Origin of the sequence: Flavobacterium sp. H122, from assembly GCF_004959765.1 — a bacterium.
In the GTDB taxonomy this organism is placed as follows: Bacteria; Bacteroidota; Bacteroidia; order Flavobacteriales; family Flavobacteriaceae; genus Flavobacterium.
This window is the reverse complement of sequence record NZ_SJZD01000002.1, coordinates 386,934-407,373: the sequence shown is the minus strand read 5'-3', so window position 1 is coordinate 407,373 and position 20,440 is coordinate 386,934. Positions and strand designations below refer to the sequence as shown.

Genomic DNA, 20,440 nt, shown 5'->3' with positions numbered 1-20,440 from the left:
GTTTATTTGATTGATTACAGTTTATTTAACTGCGTTCGAAAAACCTTCTGCAACTCCCGCCAGGAAAATAACTGCAAACGACACAATTATTAAAGCCACAATTCCCAACACTACTTTTTTTACACTTAATTTTTCCATTTTTCTTACTTTTAAAATTGATGATTTTTTGATTTTTTGATGATGATTTAAGTTCGTTTTGATTGATTGATTGATACTTCTATAAATGATAGTTTTTATGTATGTACAAACCAAGTTTCATTAATACAAAGCCAACTGCAAAACCTATTAACAACGCTCTATACAATTTCCCTTTTGATATTTTTTTTGTCTCCATAATTAATCCGTTTTTGATTAGTATTATTTGTTTGATGATTCAAAAGTATTATAAGAATTGTTTTGTAAATACTAAAAAATGATGAGCGGTAAAATCAAAATGACGAGTGGTAATTTCTTAACCAAAACTTAAAAAAATTTCATACTGGCCTAAAAATCGTAAATTGCGCACACTATAAATAATGATTATGAAATTCTTACGACTACTTCTTATTTTATTCGTATTACCAACATTCGCGCAGCAAGGCGGGATGTGGATTCCATCCTTATTAAAAGGAATGAACGAAACCGAGATGAAAAATCTGGGTATGAAAATCACAGCTGAAGATATTTATTCAGTAAACAAATCGAGCCTAAAAGATGCCGTTCCTCATTTTGACGGGGGTTGTACAGCCGAAGTAATTTCTCCTAAAGGGTTGATTTTAACCAATCACCACTGTGGTTACGACAACATTCAAAGCCATTCAACCGTTGAGCACGATTATTTAACCAATGGTTTTTGGGCATATAAAATGGAAGAAGAACTTCCTAATAAAGATTTGTTTGTGACATTCATTGTCCGTATTGAAGATATCACTGCTAAAGTTTTAGAAGGAACTGCTTCAATAACTGCAGAAGCTGACAAACAAAAGAAAATTCAGGAAAACATTTCTATGTTATCCAAAACATTACCTAAAGAATCATGGCAGGAAAACCAAATCAAAACTTTTTATGACGGTAATCAATATTTATTATTCGTAACTGAAACTTTCCGCGATGTTCGTTTAGTAGGTGCACCGCCAAGTTCAATTGGAAAATTTGGTTCAGACACAGACAACTGGGTTTGGCCGCGTCATACCGGTGATTTTTCTTTATTCAGAATTTATGCTGACAAGAATAATCGCCCGGCAACATACTCAAAAGACAACGTTCCTTACACACCGAAACATTTCTTCCCTATTTCCATAAAAGGAGTTCAGGAAAACGATTTTACTATGGTGATGGGGTATCCCGGAAGAACACAGGAATATTTGCCAAGTTATGCGGTAGAGCAAATCATGAACGATTTGAATCCGGCAAAAATTGAAGTGCGTGATGCTGCCTTGAAAGTTCAGGACGGTTTTATGCGTAAAGACCCTGCCATCAAAATTCAATATGCATCCAAATATGCATCTGTTGCCAATTACTGGAAAAAATGGATTGGTGAAACCAAAGGTTTGAAAAAATCAAATGCTGTTGCCGTCAAACAGAAATTCGAAACAGGCCTTACTGAAAAAATCAACAAAGCTGGCAAACAAACTGAATACGGAAATCTGTTGAACGAATTTAAAACAAACTACAGCAATATTCGTGAATATGCCATTGCCCGAGATTATTTCACAGAAGTGGTAATGCGTAATTGTGAGATATTAACTTTTGGTTACCGCCTATACCAATTAGAACAGGTTTTAAACACAAAAGGCGAACAATCTTTCAATGACCGCAAGAATAATTTAATTGGCACCTTAGAGCCGTTATATAAAGATTTCAATGCAAATGTTGACGAAAAAGTTTTCGAACAGTTGATCACTATTTATGCAACAAAATCACCAAAACAGTTTTTACCTTCTTCTTTAAATAACATCAATGCGTCACAATTGGCTTCAGATGTTTTCAAAAATTCAAAATTGACTTCGTTTAACGGGTTAAAAGAATTATTGAATGGAGACGCAAAATCGGTTATCGAAAAAATCAACCAGGACAAAGGTTATACATTAGTAAAATCGATAGCAGAAGCCTATGATAAAAGTGTAGCGCCTAAGTTCAATGAAATGAATTTAAAAAACATTGCATTGCAGCGTACATACATGAAAGCAATTATGGAATTGAGTCCAAAATCGGCACGCATATTCCCTGACGCCAACAGTACATTGCGTGTAACCTATGGAAAAGTAAAAGGTTACAAACCTTCTGATGCGGTAACATACTCACCTATAACTTATTTGGACGGTGTAATGGAAAAATATGTACCGGGCGATTATGAGTTTGACGTTCCAAAAAAACTGATCGAATTATACAACAACAAAGATTACGGACAATATGCTGCTAAAAACGGAAAAGTTCCGGTTGCCTTTATCGCTACAAACCATACAACAGGAGGAAACTCAGGATCACCTGCTCTTGATGCCAACGGAAATCTTATAGGTTGTAATTTTGACCGTGTTTGGGAAGGCACAATGAGTGACATTTATTATTCGCCTGAAATATGCAGAAACATCATGGTAGACGCCCGTTATATCCTTTTTATCATAGACAAATACGCCGGAGCAAAAAATTTAATTGATGAATTAAAAATCATTAAGTCAACTCCAGCAAAAAAGAAATAACTAAAAGCCCTGTTTTTTCAGGGCTTTTACATTTTTATGCTCTCCATAAAAAAAATTTGGCATGTATATTGCAAACTACATCTGCGTTGACAAAGAATATTTTTTTTAAAAAAAAAATTCAAAAAAAGTTTGACGTAACAAAAAATTTATATCTTTGCAACACGAATTAATAATTAACCTTTTATAATTAAGTAAGATGAAAAAAGTTGTTTTAACTATGGCTTTAGTTGCTATGATGAGTGTTTCTTGTAAAGATCAAGCTGCTACTGAGGAGGCTGCTGTAGAAGCTACAGAAGCTGTTGATACTGCTGCTGCTGCTGTTGATACTGCTGCTGCTGTTGATACTGCTGCTGCTGCTGTTGACTCTGCTGCAACTGAAGTTAAAGAAGAAGTAAAAAAATAATTAGATAAAATCTAGTATTTTTACAGCAAAAAGCTCCGCAATGCGGAGCTTTTTTTATTTTATACAACTATTATTTTAAGAAAATCAATCCTGAAAAGCTTCAATTTCAGGAAACACAAAATCATTTGAAGCAAAATCCAGTATTTCCGCAACCGCCGCAGACCGGATCATTTCATCAATCCCTCTCTGCATCAGCAACTGGGTTGTATATTTCCGACTCGTTGCCATTTCTTTTTTATCAATAATCAAACGAAAGTAAAATTTTCCACTGGACGTTTTGAAACGCATAATTGTAGCACTGTCAAGATAATTTTTCAGCTTTTCAATGTCTTCCTCACACTCAAAACGCAGTTCATAGCTGTCACTGGTCATTATCGTCTTCCCTTTACGGGATACAAATTCAAACTTATAATTATCATCCAACCGTTTACTTATCACAAATGTCGCCATAAGACAAATATACCCTGAAACAACCTGAAGATAAAACTTAGTTTTTACAAAATATCAACAAGCTTTACAAAAGCTTAAACTTCCTAACACTACACAAACCATTTCTTTATACTGGTTTCATTATTGCAAGAAAAAGACTATTTAATTTTGTATACAAATCTCAAAAGCATGAAACAATTATTACTTGCAATAACGTTGTTACTTACAAATCCATTGTTTTCAAAAAATCCATCGGATGAAATCACCTTAAAGAACGGAAACAAAGCACAAATCAAACCACAAACCTTCAAAATAGATTTAGAAAACAAAACCATATCTTACACTCCCGAAAACACAACCGCGAGTATTAAGGTAAAATTCCAGGACTTTAACTCGGCAGAATTTGGCGTAAACAAATTTGAAGTATTCAATTTCGAAGGAAACAAGAGCCATGAAGGCTATTTCGTGATGGCAGAAAACAGCAAATTCAGATTAATCACCAGAGAGTTAGCTTCAGATGACGAAAGCGTTAGAAAATTTGAATTTTTAATAATCAACCTCAACAACACCATTATCGACCAACATCTGTTCGACAACAAAAAAAACCAAAAAAGCTCAAATTTAAGAAGCGATATCTATGGAAAAATAAAGTTTTACTTCCCAGACAATTTAATCCTCTTAAAAAGACTTGAAATGTATGACCGTAACAGCTTTTCAATTGAAAACACATCAATAATAGCCTTTTTCAATAACCCCATCTACTTTAGAAATAATTAAAACAAAAAAGCTCAAAACCAAGTCTTGAGCTTTTTTCATTGCTTTAATAAAGCCTTTAAACAAATATCAAAAAAACTATTTTCCTTTCAAGACAGTTTCTTTATTTTTTACAATTAGTTATTTGCTTCAGGCATCAACATTCCAATAACCTTATCTTTAGCAAGATATTTTTTAGCAGCTTCCTGAAGCTCTTTCACCGTTAAAGCATTCACTTTAGCTTCAAAAGTTAAAATCTCATCAGCTTTACTGCCATTTACATAAGACTTAGTAAAGTACCCCAACCAAGTTTTATTTTCCTTGATTTCTTTTCTGTAATCCTGAATTTCTCCTTCTTTAAATTTTGTCAAATCTTTTTCCTCAGGCCCATTCACAATTAATTTATTAAGCTCATCTAAAGCAGAAGCAGTAAGTTTTTCTGCATTTTCAGGACCACACGGGAAAGAAATCGAGAAATTATAAGATCCGTAAGGAATTTTATTCATAGAACCTTTTGCTCCCGCCCCATAAACTCCACTTTCTGTTTCACGCAGTCTTTCGTTTAATTTGATAGTCAGAATCTCTCCAACAGCCTGTAAAGCTAAAGCGTCCTTAGCAGAATATTGTGCATCACCATAGATGTTAATATTCACCATACTCTTAGGATCTTTCCCTTTATTAACTACCTTTTTATGTGACCCCGCCACATTTCTATAACCCGTATCTTTAGTTGTTTCCTTTTTACCAATTGAAGGCAGTGAAGCAATATACTTACCCACAAGGGCTTCAAATTGTTTTTCTTCGATATTTCCAACAAAGAAAAATTCAAAATCGGCCGCATTACTAAAACGCTCTTTATACAACCTGTAAGCTAATTCATAATCCATTTTTACCCAAGTTTCCTCAGTAGGTATTAACCCCATAAAGCGTTTATTGTCTTTATTCAGAAAACTCTGGAATTCCTGCTGAAAGAAGAAATTTGGCTGGGCACTGATGTTTTTGAAAAAATTGGTCTGTTTTTGCTTGAATGCCTCAAAAGCTTCTTTATCCTGATTCAAATCAGTAAAATAAGCATGAGCCATCTGCAGCATATACTCTAAATCTTTTGGTGTTGACGACCCCCTCAAGCCTTCTGTTGCATTACCGATATAAGGATTCACAGAAGCAATTTTACCGGTCATGAATTTAGTAATATCGTTTAACTTTAGACCTGAGTAACCAGCCTCTGACAATCCCCCTAAAGCAAATCCGACTTTCTTCTGAACTTCATCAGAAAATAAATTTGAACCCCCTAAACTCACAGCTTCAAATACAATTTCGTCGTTTTTAAAATCAGTCTTTTTATACGTAACTTTTGCACCATTAGACAATGTTAAAATTGTAGTCCCGATTTTGTCATTCACTTCTTTTTTAACGATTGAGCCGGCTTTTGGCTCAGTTCTTAAAAGAGCTTTTGCAACCGCTTTATCTTCATAAGCCTTTATATCACCTTCATTTACTTCAAGCATTTTAAACACTTCAGCTTCTGTCACTTTTTTCAAACCTTCTTTTTCCGGACCAGTCAAAATAACCACTCTGTTTTCATCTGAGATGAATTTTTTTATCAATTCATTTGTTTCATTTAACGAAATTACCGGCGTTATTTTTTTAGCCAGATCATAAGTCCAGACAATACCCGGAACCGGCTCCTGTGTCAGAAAATGAGACTGTAACTCATTAACAAATCTATCAGAACTTGTTTTGTCTTTATCATTAAACTGTTTTTCAAGACCAGCTAAAAAATCAGCTTTTGCTCTATCCAACTCTCCCTGTGTAAAACCAAATTTTTTAACTTTTTCATTTTCCTGAACTAAAACTTTTAAAGTATTCAGCTGTTTGTCTTCTCCCGTCATTGCAAAAGACTGATAAGCAGTTTTATTTCTCGACCACGTTTTACCGTGATATGAATAAGCGTATGTATACGGAGGAGTTGCTGAATTAGCTAATTCATCCAAACGGGCATTAATCATACTGGTAAACAACTCCTCCACTATATATTTTTTAAAATCCCCCACAGTAACAATTGGTTTCACAGCCTCCTTATCCTTATACATTAACTGCACCTGTGTACTTGAAGCTTCTTTATCAGACTCTATGGCCACAAAAGTTTCTTTGTGGTTTGGAACTTCAAAAAACTGTCTTACTCTTTCATTTTTAGGGTTTTGATAAGAACCAAAATGCTCAATGACTTTTTTCTCCATTTCTGCAACATCAATATCCCCCACAATAATCACGCTCATTAAATTGGGGCGGTACCAGTCTTTATAGAATTTAGTCAAAGTCTCGTAATTAAATTTCTCCAATATCTCCTTTTTCCCGATTGGCAAACGCTCAGCATATTTAGAATTGTTCATGATTTTAGGCAAAAACCTACCCATCATTCTTTTTTGAGCACCTAACCCCAAACGGTACTCCTCCAATACCACTCCTCTTTCTTTATCAATTTCCTCAGGAGTCAGCACAGCATTAAACGCCCAATCTTCCAGGATTTGAAACCCTTTTTCAACTTTTTCAGGATTATCTGCCGGAATTGGCAAAAAATAAACCGTTTCGTCAAAACTTGTATAAGCATTCAAGTGCTGTCCGAATTTCACACCTATGCTTTGCAGATAATCCACCAATGCATTTTTAGGAAAGCGTTTGGTTCCGTTGAAACACATATGCTCCATAAAGTGAGCCAACCCCAATTGGTTGTCATCCTCTAAAACAGAACCCGCATTAACAATCAAACGTAAATCAACCTTTTTTTCCGGTTTTGCATTTTTTTTAATGTAATACGTCAATCCATTTTGCAGTTTTCCGGTTTTAATTGAAGCATCAAATGGAATAGTTTTCGAATAATCTATTTCCTGTGCCTGAACCAAACCTGAAAACATAACAACCCCAAAAGTGAGTAATTTAAAATTTTTCATTTTTTAGTTATAATTAATTCAATCGCAAATCTAAAAATTAACATGTAAGAAAAGTACTTATTAAGTATTTTTTATGATTAACTTTTCCCAACAAAAAGCGCCATTTTTAAAGGACAGAAAAAATTTCAATTAAACCATTTAAACTTCTGCACTTAACCACTGTCAGTTACGCTTCTTTTAAAGACAAAACCAACAATATCAACAAAGCCTGCACAAAAGCACAAAAAAATCACATGCTTAGTGATTAAAAAAAATTCAATTCAGATTAAAATGATTTATATGGCAAAGCAGAACAGCACCTTTTCCGAACTCGCTTATCATTGCAATTGCGGAGGAAATCTTCAGATTTAACCGAAGCCGAATTCATTTCTTAAATTAAAAGGCCAAAGGGTTTGGTGTTTTGAAAATTCATTCAACCACCCTATCACATCCATTTCGAAATTAACAGAAAGCATTATCCGGAAAGAGAAGAAATAATCCGAACATTATAAACAAAAAAAAGAGGCTTTCTTTTTTAGAAAGCCTCTTGTACTCAAGGCGGGACTTGAACCCGCACGAACGAAATGTTCACTGGATTTTAAGTCCAGCGTGTCTACCAATTCCACCACTCGAGCAAATATTTTAACTTGGTAGTCGAGCGAAAAACGGGGTTCGAACCCGCGACCTCAACCTTGGCAAGGTTGCGCTCTACCAACTGAGCTATTTTCGCATTGCGTTTTTTAAAGAACTTCGCTTTACTTCCGTATTGCGAGTGCAAATATACAACAAGAATCGGGTTTCACAAGTACTTTTGAAAAAAAATTAAAAATATTTTTCAAAATATTGATTACCAAAAATTTACAATTGTTATTTTTTTGACAACATACGCTTAATCTCATTCAGTTTCATCAAAGCCTCAACAGGAGTCAGCGTATTGATGTCTAAATTCACGATTTCCTCTTTGATTTCTTCCAATAAAGGGTCATCCAAATTGAAAAAACTCAACTGTAAATCATCCTGCATCTTATCTCCGCTCAAAACCTCACCTGAATGATTCCTCTCCAATTTCTTTAATATCTTACCTGCTTTTTGAATTACCGTTTGAGGCATACCGGCCATTTTAGCCACATGGATACCAAAACTGTGCGCGCTCCCACCTTTTTCCAGTTTACGTATAAATAAAACCGTATCCTTTAATTCCTTTACTGAGACATTATAGTTCTGGATCCGAGGCAGGCTCTCGGTCATTTCATTCAATTCATGATAATGGGTAGCAAACAAAGTTTTTGGCTGTGCCGGATTTTCATGTAAAAATTCAGCTATAGCCCACGCAATAGAAACTCCATCATACGTACTGGTTCCACGGCCGATTTCATCCAGCAAGACTAAACTTCTATCAGAAATATTATTCAAAATAGAAGCTGTCTCATTCATTTCAACCATAAATGTCGATTCACCCATCGAAATGTTGTCACTGGCTCCTACTCTGGTAAAGATTTTATCCACCACACCCATTACAACCGCATCAGCAGGCACAAAACTCCCCATCTGAGCCAGTAATACAATTAAAGCGGTCTGGCGCAAAATAGCCGACTTACCCGACATATTAGGCCCGGTAATCATGATAATCTGCTGCGAGTCTCTATTTAGATATACATCATTAGCGATATAAGGCACGCCAATAGGCAGCTGCTTTTCAATTACAGGATGGCGGCCATTTTTAATATCCAGTTCAAATGAATCATTAATTTCAGGACAAACATAATTATGATCAATGGCCTGCTGTGCAAATGAAGACAAACAATCCAACTGAGCCACTAAATTGGCATTATGCTGTACCGGTTTGATATAGGTAGCAATCCAAACTACCAACTGTTCAAACAATTGTGCTTCCAGCAGATGGATTTTTTCTTCCGCACCTAGAATTTTGGATTCATATTCTTTTAATTCTTCCGTAATGTAACGTTCAGCATTTACCAATGTCTGTTTACGAATCCACTCTGAAGGCACTTTATCTTTGTGTGTATTTCTAACTTCTATATAATATCCGAAAACATTATTGAAGGAAATCTTTAATGACGGAATTCCCGTAGCTTCTGATTCGCGTTTTTCAATTCCTTCCAAATACTCTTTTCCTGAATTTGAAATACTGCGCAATTCATCCAATTCCGGATTTACCCCAAAAGCAATCGCATTTCCTTTGTTGACAGCAACCGGAGCATCCTGATTTAAAGTTGTGGTAATTTTTTCGCGAAGCAAATCACAGGCATGTAAACTGTCACCTATTACTCTTACCGCTTCCTGCGGACTCTTCAAAGCCAATTCTTTAATAGGAACAATCGCATCTAAAGATTCTTTCAAATAAATTACTTCACGTGGAGAAATTCTTCCTGCAGCCACTTTGGATATTAAACGCTCCAAATCCGAAATCTGTTTGATTTGATATTGGATTTGCTGTAAAACTTCCTGATTGTCTTTTAAATAAGCCACCACTTCGTGACGGGCAGTAATTTTATTAATATCTTTTAAAGGAAGCGCCAGCCATCTCTTTAATAACCTTCCACCCATAGGCGAAAGCGTTTTATCAATTACATCCAATAATGTAACCGCATTTGGATTATAGCTATGATATAATTCAAGGTTACGGATGGTAAAACGATCCATCCACACATAAGCATCTTCGGCTATACGATGAATAGATGTAATATGATTGTTTTTGTTATGCTGTGTTTCTGACAAATAATATAATATAGCCCCAGAAGCAATAATTCCGTGAATTAATTCTTCAATTCCAAATCCTTTTAAAGAATTGGTTTGAAAATGATTCATTAAACTTTCTTTAGCATAATCTTCTTTATAAATCCAATCTTCTAAATAAAACGCATGAAAATTATCACCGAAGGTTTCCAGAAAATCTTTTTTATTTTGTTTAGGAACCAAAATTTCGCTTGGACTAAAATTTTGCAATAATTTATCTACATACTCCGAATTCCCTTCGGAAGTTAAAAACTCACCGGTTGAAACATCAAGAAATGCAACACCTAATTGCTTTTTTCCAAAATAAACCGACGCCAGGAAATTATTCGACTTGGAAACCAAAACCTCATCATTCATCGAAACACCCGGCGTAACCAGCTCGGTGACTCCACGTTTTACAATGGTTTTTGTCATTTTAGGATCTTCCAGCTGGTCACAAATCGCCACGCGGAGTCCTGCTTTTACCAATTTTGGCAGATACGTATTTAAAGAATGATGTGGAAAACCTGCCAAAGCCGTTTCAGATTCACTCCCTGCGCCACGTTTTGTCAATGTTATTCCAAGAATTTTGGATGTACGGACAGCATCTTCCCCAAAAGTTTCATAAAAATCCCCTACCCGAAACAACAGACAGGCATCAGGATATTTAGCCTTAATCTCATTATACTGCTTCATTAACGGAGTTTCCTTCGGTGCTTTTTCTTTTGCTGACAAAACGTTAAATTTTTTGATTATTGGCGACGAATTTACTTATTTTGGCTCAATATTTGATTAAATATTTTTACATTTGTGTTTAACTTATTTTAGATAATTATGAAAAAATTGATACTTATGACAGCTGCAGTGGTGTTCTTTGGGAACTTACAAGCTACAGCTCAGGAGACAGCAAAAAAATCAAAAAAAGTAAAAGCTAAAACGGAAGCCTCTAAAAAAGAAGAAGCTCCAAAATTTGAAATAACAAAGGTGCAGGGACCAGGAATGGTTTTTGAACGTGAAACAATTGACTATGGAACAATTGACCAGGGAGCTGACGGTAAAAGAGATTTTGTTTTAACAAACAATGGTACTGAACCTTTAATAATTACAAATGCTCAGGGATCTTGTGGATGTACTGTTCCTTCTTTTCCTAAAGAACCAATTGCACCCGGAGCAAAAGCGGTTATTAGTGTAAAATATGATACTAACAGACCCGGAGCTATCAACAAATCGGTTACAGTTTCAACAAATATCAAGGACAACCCATCTAAAATCCTTTTCATCAAAGGTATGGTAAACGCAAAAGCAGTACCGGCTAGTCCGCTTGAAGCAAAACCTAACGGACCTACAGTTCAATAATTTTCAGAACATATATATTAAGCTCTCTTTATGAGAGCTTTTTTTATTTTATGATGCGGCTTATCATTTCACTCCTTTTCTTTTTGAATGCCTACCATTTCAACGGACAGACAATCAAGACTCTCAGACTTAAAAAATTTAAAGTAACAACTTTAGACAATAAACTTATAGAAACTTCCGGCCTGTGCTTTCTAAACAACAGGCTTTATTCAATTAATGACGGAGGAAACCGGAATGTTGTTTATGAAGTGAATACAATTAATGGTGAAATTTCAAAAACTATTCCTACAGCTATTCCTAATAAAGACTGGGAAGCCATTATAACTGACGGAAAATATTTTTATTTAGGTGACTTCGGTAATAATTCAGGAACCAGAAAAGATTTGGCTGTCTATCAATTAAAATTAGAAAATGATTCTCTCAAAACAATAGCTGAAATTCCTTTTGAATTTTCAAATCAAACCGATTTCTCTTCTCAAATCACAAAACATAATTTTGATGTGGAATCGATGATTTTCTTAGAAAACAAACTCCATATTTTCACCAAAGAATGGAAAACAAAAGGCACTTCTCATTACACTATTGAAACAGCTGCAGCAAACAAACAAAAATTAGCTCCTCCGGAATTTTTCAAAACTAAATTCTTTGTAAGCGACGCCTTCTTTTACAACAACCAATTATACACAATTGGTTACACCAGAAAAGGAAGATGCTTTTTACAGATTTTCAATAAAAGCGAAAACGGATTATTTTTTAAAGAACATTCCAAAAAATTTCGCTTAGGCTCAGTTTTAACAATTGGTCAAATTGAAGGAATTGCAGTTAATCAGGACGGAATTTACATATCTGCCGAAGGGTTTTCAAAAAGTATTTTCAAAGTAAAGCCAACTCTATTCTATATACCTTTTTCTGCATTGAAAGAATAATGTAAATTTGCGCCATGAGAAAAATAGAAAACAGCGAATTAGAGCGTAAATCGGTTGAAGAATTCAAACAAGCTGAAAAAACTCCAATTATAATTGTACTTGACGACATAAGAAGTCTACATAACATCGGTTCAGTTTTTAGAACAAGTGATGCTTTTCTAATTGAAAAAATCTATTTGTGCGGTATAACCGCAACTCCACCTAATAAAGAAATCCATAAAACTGCTTTAGGAGCAACTGAAACGGTAACTTGGGAATATCAAAAAGATGTACTTGATGTTATTAAAAGCTTAAAAGCTGACAATACTGAGGTATATGCCATTGAACAGGTCGAAAATGCTATTTTCTTAGACAATTTCAAACCTGAAGCCACTAAAAAATATGCTCTGGTTTTTGGCAACGAAGTTTTTGGTGTAAATCAGGAAGCGGTAAAATTATGTGATGGTGCCATTGAAATCCCGCAGTTAGGCACAAAACATTCTTTGAATATTTCGGTAAGTACGGGAATTGTTATTTGGGATTTGTTTTGCAAATTGAAGAAAAATTAGATTATTTAGATTCTTTGAAAACTAAACAATGAAAAACACCATAACAATTTTGCTTGTATTCTTTTCGCTTATTGAATTAAAAGCACAAAATTTTCAAAAAATATTACTATCAGAAACTGACCCATCCGATTTATATATAAATGATGAAGATGCAACAAATCTTTTTTATTATAAGTTTGTTCCCAAAACAGCCATAAAAGGCGTACTGGTAGTTCTACCTTCGGGAGGCGAAGTAATTGAAAACACGCTAAAACAAATCAACCTTCACAAATTAGCTGTAAAAAAAGGAATTCTAGTCGTGGTTCCTTCAATAAATTGGGGAACAGACAGCAGAGAGTCTGAATTCAAGCTCTTAAATAAAATATTCAGCAGTATTGCGGAAACTCATAAAATATCAAAAGATAAATTCATCATTGGAGGCTTGTCCAGTGGAGCAATGCTCTCACTAACTTATGCTGAAAAATCTGTAAAAAATCCCGAAAACTTTTTCTTAATCCCGAAAGGAATATTTGCTCTTGATGCACCTTTGGATCAGGCAAGGTTTTATAAATATTGTGAAAGGGAAATAGAAAAAAACATTTACCAACCGGCTGTCGAGGAAGCAAAATGGATAAAAAACAGATACGATAGCATTTATGGTGGTTCCCCACAATTATTTCCTGAAAAATATATAGAAAATTCTATTTATTCTTACGGAGCTAAAGACGGAGGAAATGCAAAATATTTAAAAAACATGCCTCTATTAATGTTTACTGATTTAGATACAGAGTGGTTAATTAATCAAAGACATCGTGATTTGAATGACTGGAACGGAATTGACATCATTTCAATGATAAATCAATTAAAAATACAGGGGAATAACAATGCAAAAGTAATTGTAAGTCAGGGAAAAGGTTTTAAACTGGATGGAACAAAAAACCCACATTCCTGGTCAATCATGAATTCTGAAGTTTGTTTAAACTGGATATTGGATTTATTGGAAAAATCTTAACAATCCAATTTTTCCTGTATTTGCTCTAAAATAGCAATATAATCCTCTTGGCGTTTTACAAAGTCATTATCCGAAACATCAATAACCAATACATTCAAATCCAACTGCGTTTTTATGTAGTCCAAATAACCTTGGTTGATTTTGTCTAAATATTCCGCAGGGATTTCCTGTTCGTAGCTTCTTCCTCTTTTTTTGATGTTTTTCAAGAGTCTATCCGTATTTTGATATAAATAGACATACAAATCCGGTTTAGGCATTTCCTTGTAAATAATATCAAATAGGGTCTTATACAAACGGAATTCATCTTCCTGCAAAGTTACTTTGGCAAAAATCAAAGATTTAAAAATGTGATAATCAGCCACAACAAAATCGGCAAACAAATCAAATTGTGATAAATCATCCGCTAATTGTTGGTACCTGTCAGCCAGAAAAGACATTTCCAAAGGAAAAGCATATCTGTTTTGGTCTTTATAAAACTTCGGCAAAAAAGGATTGTCTGCAAAACGTTCCAATACTAATTTCGCATTAAAATCTTCTGAAATTTTAGTAGCCAAAGTGGTTTTCCCTGCCCCAATATTTCCTTCAATCGCTATATAATTAATCTTATTGACATTGTAATTCATTGTTGGCGCAGTCAATTCAGCCACAGCTTTACAATCACTGTTATCCTGACATTCCTGAAGAAGTTGGCGAATCGATTTTTTAAAGATTGGATGAACCCAATCCATTTGCAAATCCAGGACAGGCTGAAGTACAAATTTTCTGTCCTGCATATGAGGATGAGGAATTGTTAGATGTTCTGTCGTTAAGATTTGATCTTCCATCGCCACAATATCCACATCAATCATTCGGGCTTCATAGCCTACAGATTTCTTTCTGGTTCGGCCCATTTCTTTTTCGATGGAAGTTATCTTCCTTAGAATTTTTTCAGCAGAAAAGGAAGAATGAATCAAAATGGCACAGTTATAAAAAGCATCACTTTCAAATCCCCAGGAAGGAGTTTCATACAGCTTTGAAACACGTAAAACCAATCCAATTTGATTATGAATTAACTGGATACACATTTCAATATTTTCAAGGCGGTTCCCCTGATTACTGCCTAATGAAAGAATGACTTTTTTCTGAATTCCCATGAGGGGCAAAGTAACTAAAAAGAATTGTAGAATAGAAGTATATTTGCGCGACTGTTAATAACTTATTTGTTGTAACAATTTTATGTATATAGATACTAATGAGTAAATAAAATTAATAACGATGAACTTTTTTAAGAACGTTTTAGCGACTATTGTAGGCCTATTTGTCTTTTGTTTTATATGTTTTTTCGGAATAATCCTTTTAGGAGCTTTATTTGGAGGTGAAGAAAAAATAAAAGTAAAAGAAAACTCTGTTTTAGAGTTGAATTTGGAAAGAGTAACCAATGACTATGGAGGAAAATTCAATTACGAAGACATGCCTTTTTTAAACGAGAAAGGAACGGGTGAAGGTCTGACTGACATTTTAAGAGCTATTGAAGCAGCAAAAACAGACGACAATATAAAAGGAATTTCAATTCTCAACAATAGATTGAACTTAGGTGTTGCACAAACAAAAGCTCTACGTGATCAATTGGAAGATTTTAAAAAATCAGGAAAGTTTGTTTTAGCATACGGGAATGTTATTTCACAAAAGGAATACTACTTAAATTCGGTTGCCAATACAGTATATCTAAACCCGGTGGGTGATTTAGATTTCAAAGGTTTAGCAAGTCAGATTATGTATTTTAAAGATTTCCAGGATAAAACAGGAATTAAAATGGAAGTAATCCGCCATGGAAAATACAAAAGTGCAGTGGAACCTTTCCTGACAAACACAATGAGTCCTGAAAACCGCGAACAGATAACTACTTTTTTAAATTCGATATGGAACGCTGTCGCAGCCGATATTTCAAAATCAAGAAACATTTCTACTGAAAAACTAAATGCTATCGCAACTGATTTAGCAGCCCGTACACCCGAAATGGCAAAAGCAAACAACTTAGTTGATGTGGTTGCTTATGAAGATGTATACCATAATGATATCAAAAAGCGTTTAAAAGTAGCTGATGATGAAGATTACAACACAGTTGACATCATGGATTATTCGAAAGACTTAGCAATAGACGCTGAATTTTCTGTAAAAGATAAAATTGCAATCATTTATGCGCAGGGCGAAATAGGTTCCGGTGAAGGTGATCTAAATACGGTAGGTGAAGGCTCAATGCGCCGTTCTTTAAAAGAAGCCCGTGAAGATGATGATGTAAAAGCAATTGTTTTACGTATAGACAGCCCTGGCGGTAGTGCGCTGACTTCGGATTTAATCTGGAGAGAAATTGAGTTAACTAAAAAAGTGAAACCGGTTGTAGTTTCTATGGGTAATCTTGCAGCTTCAGGTGGCTATTATATTGCTTGTAATGCAAACAAAATTTTTGCTGAGGCGAGTACTATTACAGGATCTATAGGTGTTTTTGGAATACTGCCAAATTTATCTCAAATAGCTGATCGTTATGGTTTAAACACAGAAACTGTTGAAACACATAAAAACGCTTCGGGTTACAGTATTTTTGAACCAATGGACAATGATTTTAGAAATTTCACTCAGGAAGGTGTGGAAACTATTTATAAAACTTTTGTTAATCGTGTGGCAAACGGACGTAAGATGACTTTCGCACAGGTTGATGCCATTGCTCAAGGACGTGTATGGAGCGGTAGTGATGCTTTAAGATTAGGTTTAGTAGATAAAATTGGCGGGATGGATGATGCAATTGCTTATGCAGCCAACATTACAAAAACTACAGATTACGACACGGTTTCTTATCCTGAATTTGAAAAGAGCTTTTTTGAAGAACTTGAAAAAAGCGGATTTTTAAGTTTCTTAAAAACACGTGAAACTTTATTAAAAGAAGAACTTGGCGAAGAAGGCTATGAAATGATTAACCAAATTAAGCGCATGAACGCACGTAAGGGAATGCAAGTAATTATGCCTTATGACATAAAAATAAATTAATAACACAATTCACAAATAAGTAAATCCGTTTTAGTAATAAAGCGGATTTTTTATTTAATTTGTGTTATAAACATTTTCTAAAATGAAGAAAAAAATTTTAATAGGTTTAGGTATTGCATTAGTTGTTATTGTGGGAGCATTAGCCAGTATCCCTTTATTTTTTAAAGACACCATCAAGGCTAAAATTCAGCAATCCATCAACGAAAACATTAACGCAAAAGCATCGTTTGCCGATGCCGATTTGAGTTTGTTCAAAAACTTTCCGGATGCTACGGTTGCCATAGAAAAATTATTAATTGTTAACAATGCTCCTTTTGCGGGAGATACATTAGTAGCTTTTGATGAATTGCACCTCCAAATGTCGGTTATGGAATTGTTTAATGGCGAAAAAGAACCCATGACCCTGGAAGCTATTTCGGTTAAAAACGGGAAAGCCAATATTCTTTTCAACAAGGATGGTATTGGAAACTTTGACATCGCTATAAAAGAACCAAAACCTGAAGAACAAACCAAAGAAAGCAAGCCTTTTTCTTTAAATATTCAGAATTATAAAGTTGAAAATTTTAAATTCAAATATTACGATGACCGTTCAAAAATCAAATTGGTTTTAAGCGAGTTAAACCACGAGGGAACCGGTAACTTTGCATCAGAAGTATTGGATTTAGACACTAAATCCACAACCAAGATATCGTTAGACATGGACAAAATGAACTACATGGAAAATGTAGCTATCAGTCTTGATGCAGTTTTAGGAATAGATCTAAAAAACAGTAAGTATACTTTTAAAGACAATAAAGCCAAAATCAACGAACTTCCACTAGAATTTAATGGTTTTATTCAGATGCTGAAAGATGGTCAGTTGTATGATTTGACTTTTAAAACGCCAACCTCATCTTTTAAAAACTTCTTAGGATTAGTTCCCGCACAATATGCAGGCAATCTGGAAACTGTAAAAACAACAGGAGATTTCACGGTAAACGGAAAAGTAAAAGGGACACTAAACGACAATCTTATTCCTACGTTCAATATTGGTATCGCATCCAACAACGCTTCTTTTCAATATCCTGACCTGCCTAAATCGGTTCAGGATATTGTGATTGATACAAAAATCATTAATGACAGCGGTGTACTGAATGACACTTATGTAAATCTTGACAAGCTTTCGTTTAGAATTGACCAGGATGTTTTTAATGCCAAAGCAAATATTAAAAACGCGGCTACAAATGCACTTGTAAATGCAGCTCTAAAAGGAACTATTAATTTAGGGAACTTCACAAAAGCGTATCCTGTAAAACTTGACCAACCGCTTTCCGGTATTTTAAAAGCCGATGTCGTGACTAAATTCGACATGCAGTCAGTAGAAAAAAGTCAGTACCAAAATATCCAAAACTCAGGAACAATAAGCCTGACAGGATTTAATTATGCAGGTCCTGAAATGGCAAAACCTGTACAGATTAAAATTGCTCAAGTCGCTTTCAATACCAGCCAGATAAAATTAAACCAATTAGACATGAAAACAGGAAGTTCTGACATTCATGTGAATGGCACATTGGATAATTTCTATGGATTCCTTTTCAGAAATCAAATCTTAAAAGGAAACTTCAACATGAATTCGAACCAACTTCTTGTGGCTGATTTTATGGCTTCGGCTGACAGCACTAAAAAAGAAAATACTTCTTCTTCAGACAAAGCTTCGGGAAGCGGCACAGCTGCTAAAAAAGAAGCGGTAAAAATCCCTGCTTTCTTAGACTGTGCCATTACTGCAAAAGCCAACACAGTGGTTTATGACAATCTGAACTTAAAAAATGTAAGCGGCAAAATGATTATCCGTAACGAAGCTGTAACACTTCAAAATGTAAAAACCGATATTTTTCAAGGGCAAATCGGTCTGAATGGTGTGGTTTCAACAAAAGGAAACACTCCTACATTCAACATGAACCTGAATCTGGACAAAGTTGATATTGGACAATCATTCACACAACTGGATATGCTGAAAAGCATTGCTCCAATTGCCGGTGCTGTAGCAGGAAAATTAAATTCAAACATTAAATTAAACGGAAATCTGGATGCTGTTGAAATGACTCCGGATTTAAAAACCATTACCGGTGATTTAATGGGTCAGTTACTGTCTTCAACAATAAACGCCAACAATTCACAAATGCTGACGGCTTTAGGTTCACAGTTGAAATTTATCGACATGAAAAAGATAAATTTAAATGATATTAAAGCGGCCGTTTCTTTTGAAAAAGGAAGAGTGGCTGTGAAACCTTTCAAAATAAAATATCAGGATATTACAGCTGAAATAGGCGGAACGCATGGTTTTGACCAAAGCATGAATTACAACATCAAAATGGATGTTCCTGCAAAATATTTAGGCACTGATGCCAACAAGATATTGGCAAAATTAACTCCTGCCGAAGCTTCAAAAATTGAAAACGTCCCTGTAACTGCTTTGATGACGGGTAATTTCAAATCACCAAAAGTCACAACCGATTTAAAACAGGCTACTACCAACTTAGCTATGCAGGTTGCCAACTTACAAAAAGAAAAATACTTAAACAAAGGAACAGATGCCTTGAGCAACATCCTTACTGGCAATAAGAAAAAAGATACTGCTAAAACTACAGACCCTAAAAAAGATGCTGTAAAAAACACAGCCGGTCAGGTAATAGAAGGATTATTCGGTAAAAAGAAGAAACAAGAATAGTAATACAATTTGTCATTCCGACGACAGGAGGAATCTCATAATCACACAATGAGATTTCTTCCTTTGGTCGAAATGACAAGATTGTGTTTTAAGAACAGTCTCTTCTTACAGGTTAATTTTAACTACATACCCTTCAAAAGTACGTACATTAAATACGGTCCCATCTTCAAACAATAAATACTGTCCTTTTATTCCTGTCAGCTTTCCGGTATAATCAGATGATTTTTCCAGATTCAGACTTGTAACTTTTTTAGGATATTCCAACACAGGATATTTCAGTTCATACAAATCGGAACTTTCAGGATGATAATACTCCTGAACTTCTTTGGGTATCACATATTGCAGACCGTTCCGCTCTTTTATCAAATCTACGGATGGAACTTCGTTTTTGAGCATTTTCTGCCAATTGGTCTTATCTGCATATAAACTTTTGAGCGCTACCTCCGTGATACCGGCTAAATAACGATTAGGCACTTCTACTATTGGAATTGCTTGAATCGCTCCTTGATCGATCCAACGGGTAGGCACTTGCGTTTTACGGGTCACACCTACTTTCACCTCACTTGAAAGAGCCAAATAGACAATATGAGGCTGCAGCTGCACCTTCTTCTCGTATTCCAAATCCCTGTCTTCCATATCTAAATGTGCCGTACTTAATTCAGGCTTCATAATCCAGTCACCAGCCGACGCACTCCCCATAAAACAATCATAACAAAAACCCTGACGGAAAATTTTTTTTGCCTTACCGCATTCCAGACACTGATAGCCTTGATGAACAATTTCTAATTCCTTACCTAACAACTGGTTAAGATTTAAAAAAGAGTTTTCAAACACTAAATAATACTCAATAGGATTCGCAAACTCCGTTTGCATTTTCGTCAGTACACCTTCGTATTGCATGCAGATTTTAGATATTAGATTTTAGATATTGGATTTAATTGCTATTTTAGCGTAAAGTTATA

14 protein-coding genes and 2 tRNA genes are annotated in these 20,440 nt (G+C 34.9%); 9 read left to right on the top strand and 7 right to left on the bottom strand.

What is annotated here, in order from left to right; translation table 11 throughout:
• Nucleotides 1–521 precede the first annotated feature (521 nt).
• Both EZM65_RS05330 and EZM65_RS15615 read left to right on the top strand, forming a co-directional pair.
• Entirely contained in the window at nt 522–2,678 is a 2,157-nt protein-coding gene (locus tag EZM65_RS05330) for a S46 family peptidase (RefSeq protein ID WP_136667509.1), read from the top strand.
• A 196-nt stretch (nt 2,679–2,874) separates the two neighbouring features.
• Nucleotides 2,875–3,081 carry a hypothetical protein gene (locus EZM65_RS15615; protein ID WP_211196195.1) on the top strand — a complete coding sequence of 69 codons (207 nt, stop codon included), beginning with the start codon at nt 2,875–2,877 and terminating at the stop codon, nt 3,079–3,081.
• 84 nt (nt 3,082–3,165) lie between these two features.
• On the opposite strand, the gene EZM65_RS05320 is transcribed toward EZM65_RS15615, so the two are convergent.
• Nucleotides 3,166–3,531 carry a DUF1508 domain-containing protein gene (locus EZM65_RS05320; RefSeq protein ID WP_136667508.1) on the bottom strand — a complete coding sequence of 122 codons (366 nt, stop codon included), beginning with the start codon at nt 3,529–3,531 and terminating at the stop codon, nt 3,166–3,168.
• A gap of 168 nt (nt 3,532–3,699) precedes the next feature.
• Between EZM65_RS05320 and EZM65_RS05315 the strand changes: the two genes are divergently transcribed.
• Nucleotides 3,700–4,287, top strand: a complete 588-nt coding sequence (locus EZM65_RS05315) for a hypothetical protein (RefSeq protein WP_136667507.1) — start codon at nt 3,700–3,702, stop codon at nt 4,285–4,287.
• 113 nt (nt 4,288–4,400) lie between these two features.
• Here the strand turns inward: EZM65_RS05315 and EZM65_RS05310 are convergent, their stop codons facing one another.
• The 4 genes from EZM65_RS05310 to mutS form a co-directional block, all read right to left on the bottom strand.
• Nucleotides 4,401–7,214 (bottom strand): pitrilysin family protein, encoded by a 2,814-nt coding sequence (locus tag EZM65_RS05310; protein ID WP_136667506.1) that lies wholly within the window; start codon nt 7,212–7,214, stop codon nt 4,401–4,403.
• 529 nt (nt 7,215–7,743) lie between these two features.
• Nucleotides 7,744–7,828, bottom strand: a tRNA-Leu gene (locus EZM65_RS05305).
• A 22-nt stretch (nt 7,829–7,850) separates the two neighbouring features.
• Nucleotides 7,851–7,923: transfer RNA gene (locus EZM65_RS05300), tRNA-Gly, on the bottom strand.
• A 137-nt stretch (nt 7,924–8,060) separates the two neighbouring features.
• Nucleotides 8,061–10,664 (bottom strand): DNA mismatch repair protein MutS, encoded by a 2,604-nt coding sequence (mutS, locus tag EZM65_RS05295; RefSeq protein WP_136667505.1) that lies wholly within the window; start codon nt 10,662–10,664, stop codon nt 8,061–8,063.
• Between the two features lie 99 nt (nt 10,665–10,763).
• Here mutS and EZM65_RS05290 point away from each other — a divergent pair, with 99 nt between their 5' ends.
• The 4 genes from EZM65_RS05290 to EZM65_RS05275 are packed head-to-tail and all read left to right on the top strand — an operon-like array spanning nt 10,764 to nt 13,750.
• On the top strand, nt 10,764–11,285 hold the full coding sequence (locus EZM65_RS05290) for a DUF1573 domain-containing protein (RefSeq protein ID WP_136667504.1): 522 nt from the start codon (nt 10,764–10,766) through the stop codon (nt 11,283–11,285).
• Nucleotides 11,286–11,335: 50 nt separating this feature from the next.
• Nucleotides 11,336–12,211 (top strand): hypothetical protein, encoded by an 876-nt coding sequence (locus EZM65_RS05285; protein WP_169051638.1) that lies wholly within the window; start codon nt 11,336–11,338, stop codon nt 12,209–12,211.
• A 14-nt stretch (nt 12,212–12,225) separates the two neighbouring features.
• Nucleotides 12,226–12,759: an RNA methyltransferase gene (locus EZM65_RS05280; RefSeq protein WP_136667502.1), complete on the top strand. Its 534-nt coding sequence runs from the start codon at nt 12,226–12,228 to the stop codon at nt 12,757–12,759.
• Nucleotides 12,760–12,787: 28 nt separating this feature from the next.
• Nucleotides 12,788–13,750 carry a hypothetical protein gene (locus EZM65_RS05275; protein ID WP_136667501.1) on the top strand — a complete coding sequence of 321 codons (963 nt, stop codon included), beginning with the start codon at nt 12,788–12,790 and terminating at the stop codon, nt 13,748–13,750.
• On the opposite strand, the gene folK is transcribed toward EZM65_RS05275, so the two are convergent.
• Nucleotides 13,747–14,883, bottom strand: coding sequence for a 2-amino-4-hydroxy-6-hydroxymethyldihydropteridine diphosphokinase (gene folK, locus EZM65_RS05270; protein ID WP_136667500.1), 1,137 nt, complete (start codon nt 14,881–14,883; stop codon nt 13,747–13,749). The genes EZM65_RS05275 and folK overlap by 4 nt on opposite strands.
• A 121-nt stretch (nt 14,884–15,004) precedes the next feature.
• Here folK and sppA point away from each other — a divergent pair, with 121 nt between their 5' ends.
• Nucleotides 15,005–16,771, top strand: a complete 1,767-nt coding sequence (gene sppA / locus EZM65_RS05265) for a signal peptide peptidase SppA (RefSeq protein WP_136667499.1) — start codon at nt 15,005–15,007, stop codon at nt 16,769–16,771.
• An 82-nt stretch (nt 16,772–16,853) separates the two neighbouring features.
• The gene (locus EZM65_RS05260; protein ID WP_136667498.1) at nt 16,854–19,478 is read left to right on the top strand and encodes an AsmA-like C-terminal region-containing protein; all 2,625 of its coding nucleotides are present in this window, start codon (nt 16,854–16,856) and stop codon (nt 19,476–19,478) included.
• A gap of 105 nt (nt 19,479–19,583) precedes the next feature.
• Here the strand turns inward: EZM65_RS05260 and EZM65_RS05255 are convergent, their stop codons facing one another.
• A complete protein-coding gene (locus EZM65_RS05255) occupies nt 19,584–20,378 on the bottom strand; it encodes a DUF2797 domain-containing protein (RefSeq protein WP_136667497.1) in 795 nt (264 codons plus the stop codon).
• Between the last annotated feature and the right edge of the window lie 62 nt (nt 20,379–20,440).

Excerpts from the sequence above, each read along its gene's own strand:
- EZM65_RS05290 (WP_136667504.1), top strand. The coding sequence starts at position 10,764 with ATGAAAAAATTGATACTTATGACAGCTGCAGTGGTGTTCTTTGGGAAC.
- EZM65_RS05315 (WP_136667507.1), top strand. The coding sequence starts at position 3,700 with ATGAAACAATTATTACTTGCAATAACGTTGTTACTTACAAATCCATTG.
- EZM65_RS05275 (WP_136667501.1), top strand. The coding sequence starts at position 12,788 with ATGAAAAACACCATAACAATTTTGCTTGTATTCTTTTCGCTTATTGAA.
- EZM65_RS05280 (WP_136667502.1), top strand. The coding sequence starts at position 12,226 with ATGAGAAAAATAGAAAACAGCGAATTAGAGCGTAAATCGGTTGAAGAA.
- EZM65_RS05310 (WP_136667506.1), bottom strand. The coding sequence starts at position 7,214 with ATGAAAAATTTTAAATTACTCACTTTTGGGGTTGTTATGTTTTCAGGT.
- EZM65_RS05285 (WP_169051638.1), top strand. The coding sequence starts at position 11,336 with ATGATGCGGCTTATCATTTCACTCCTTTTCTTTTTGAATGCCTACCAT.
- EZM65_RS05320 (WP_136667508.1), bottom strand. The coding sequence starts at position 3,531 with ATGGCGACATTTGTGATAAGTAAACGGTTGGATGATAATTATAAGTTT.
- sppA (WP_136667499.1), top strand. The coding sequence starts at position 15,005 with ATGAACTTTTTTAAGAACGTTTTAGCGACTATTGTAGGCCTATTTGTC.
- EZM65_RS15615 (WP_211196195.1), top strand. The coding sequence starts at position 2,875 with ATGAAAAAAGTTGTTTTAACTATGGCTTTAGTTGCTATGATGAGTGTT.
- EZM65_RS05260 (WP_136667498.1), top strand. The coding sequence starts at position 16,854 with ATGAAGAAAAAAATTTTAATAGGTTTAGGTATTGCATTAGTTGTTATT.
- EZM65_RS05255 (WP_136667497.1), bottom strand. The coding sequence starts at position 20,378 with ATGCAATACGAAGGTGTACTGACGAAAATGCAAACGGAGTTTGCGAAT.
- folK (WP_136667500.1), bottom strand. The coding sequence starts at position 14,883 with ATGGGAATTCAGAAAAAAGTCATTCTTTCATTAGGCAGTAATCAGGGG.
- EZM65_RS05330 (WP_136667509.1), top strand. The coding sequence starts at position 522 with ATGAAATTCTTACGACTACTTCTTATTTTATTCGTATTACCAACATTC.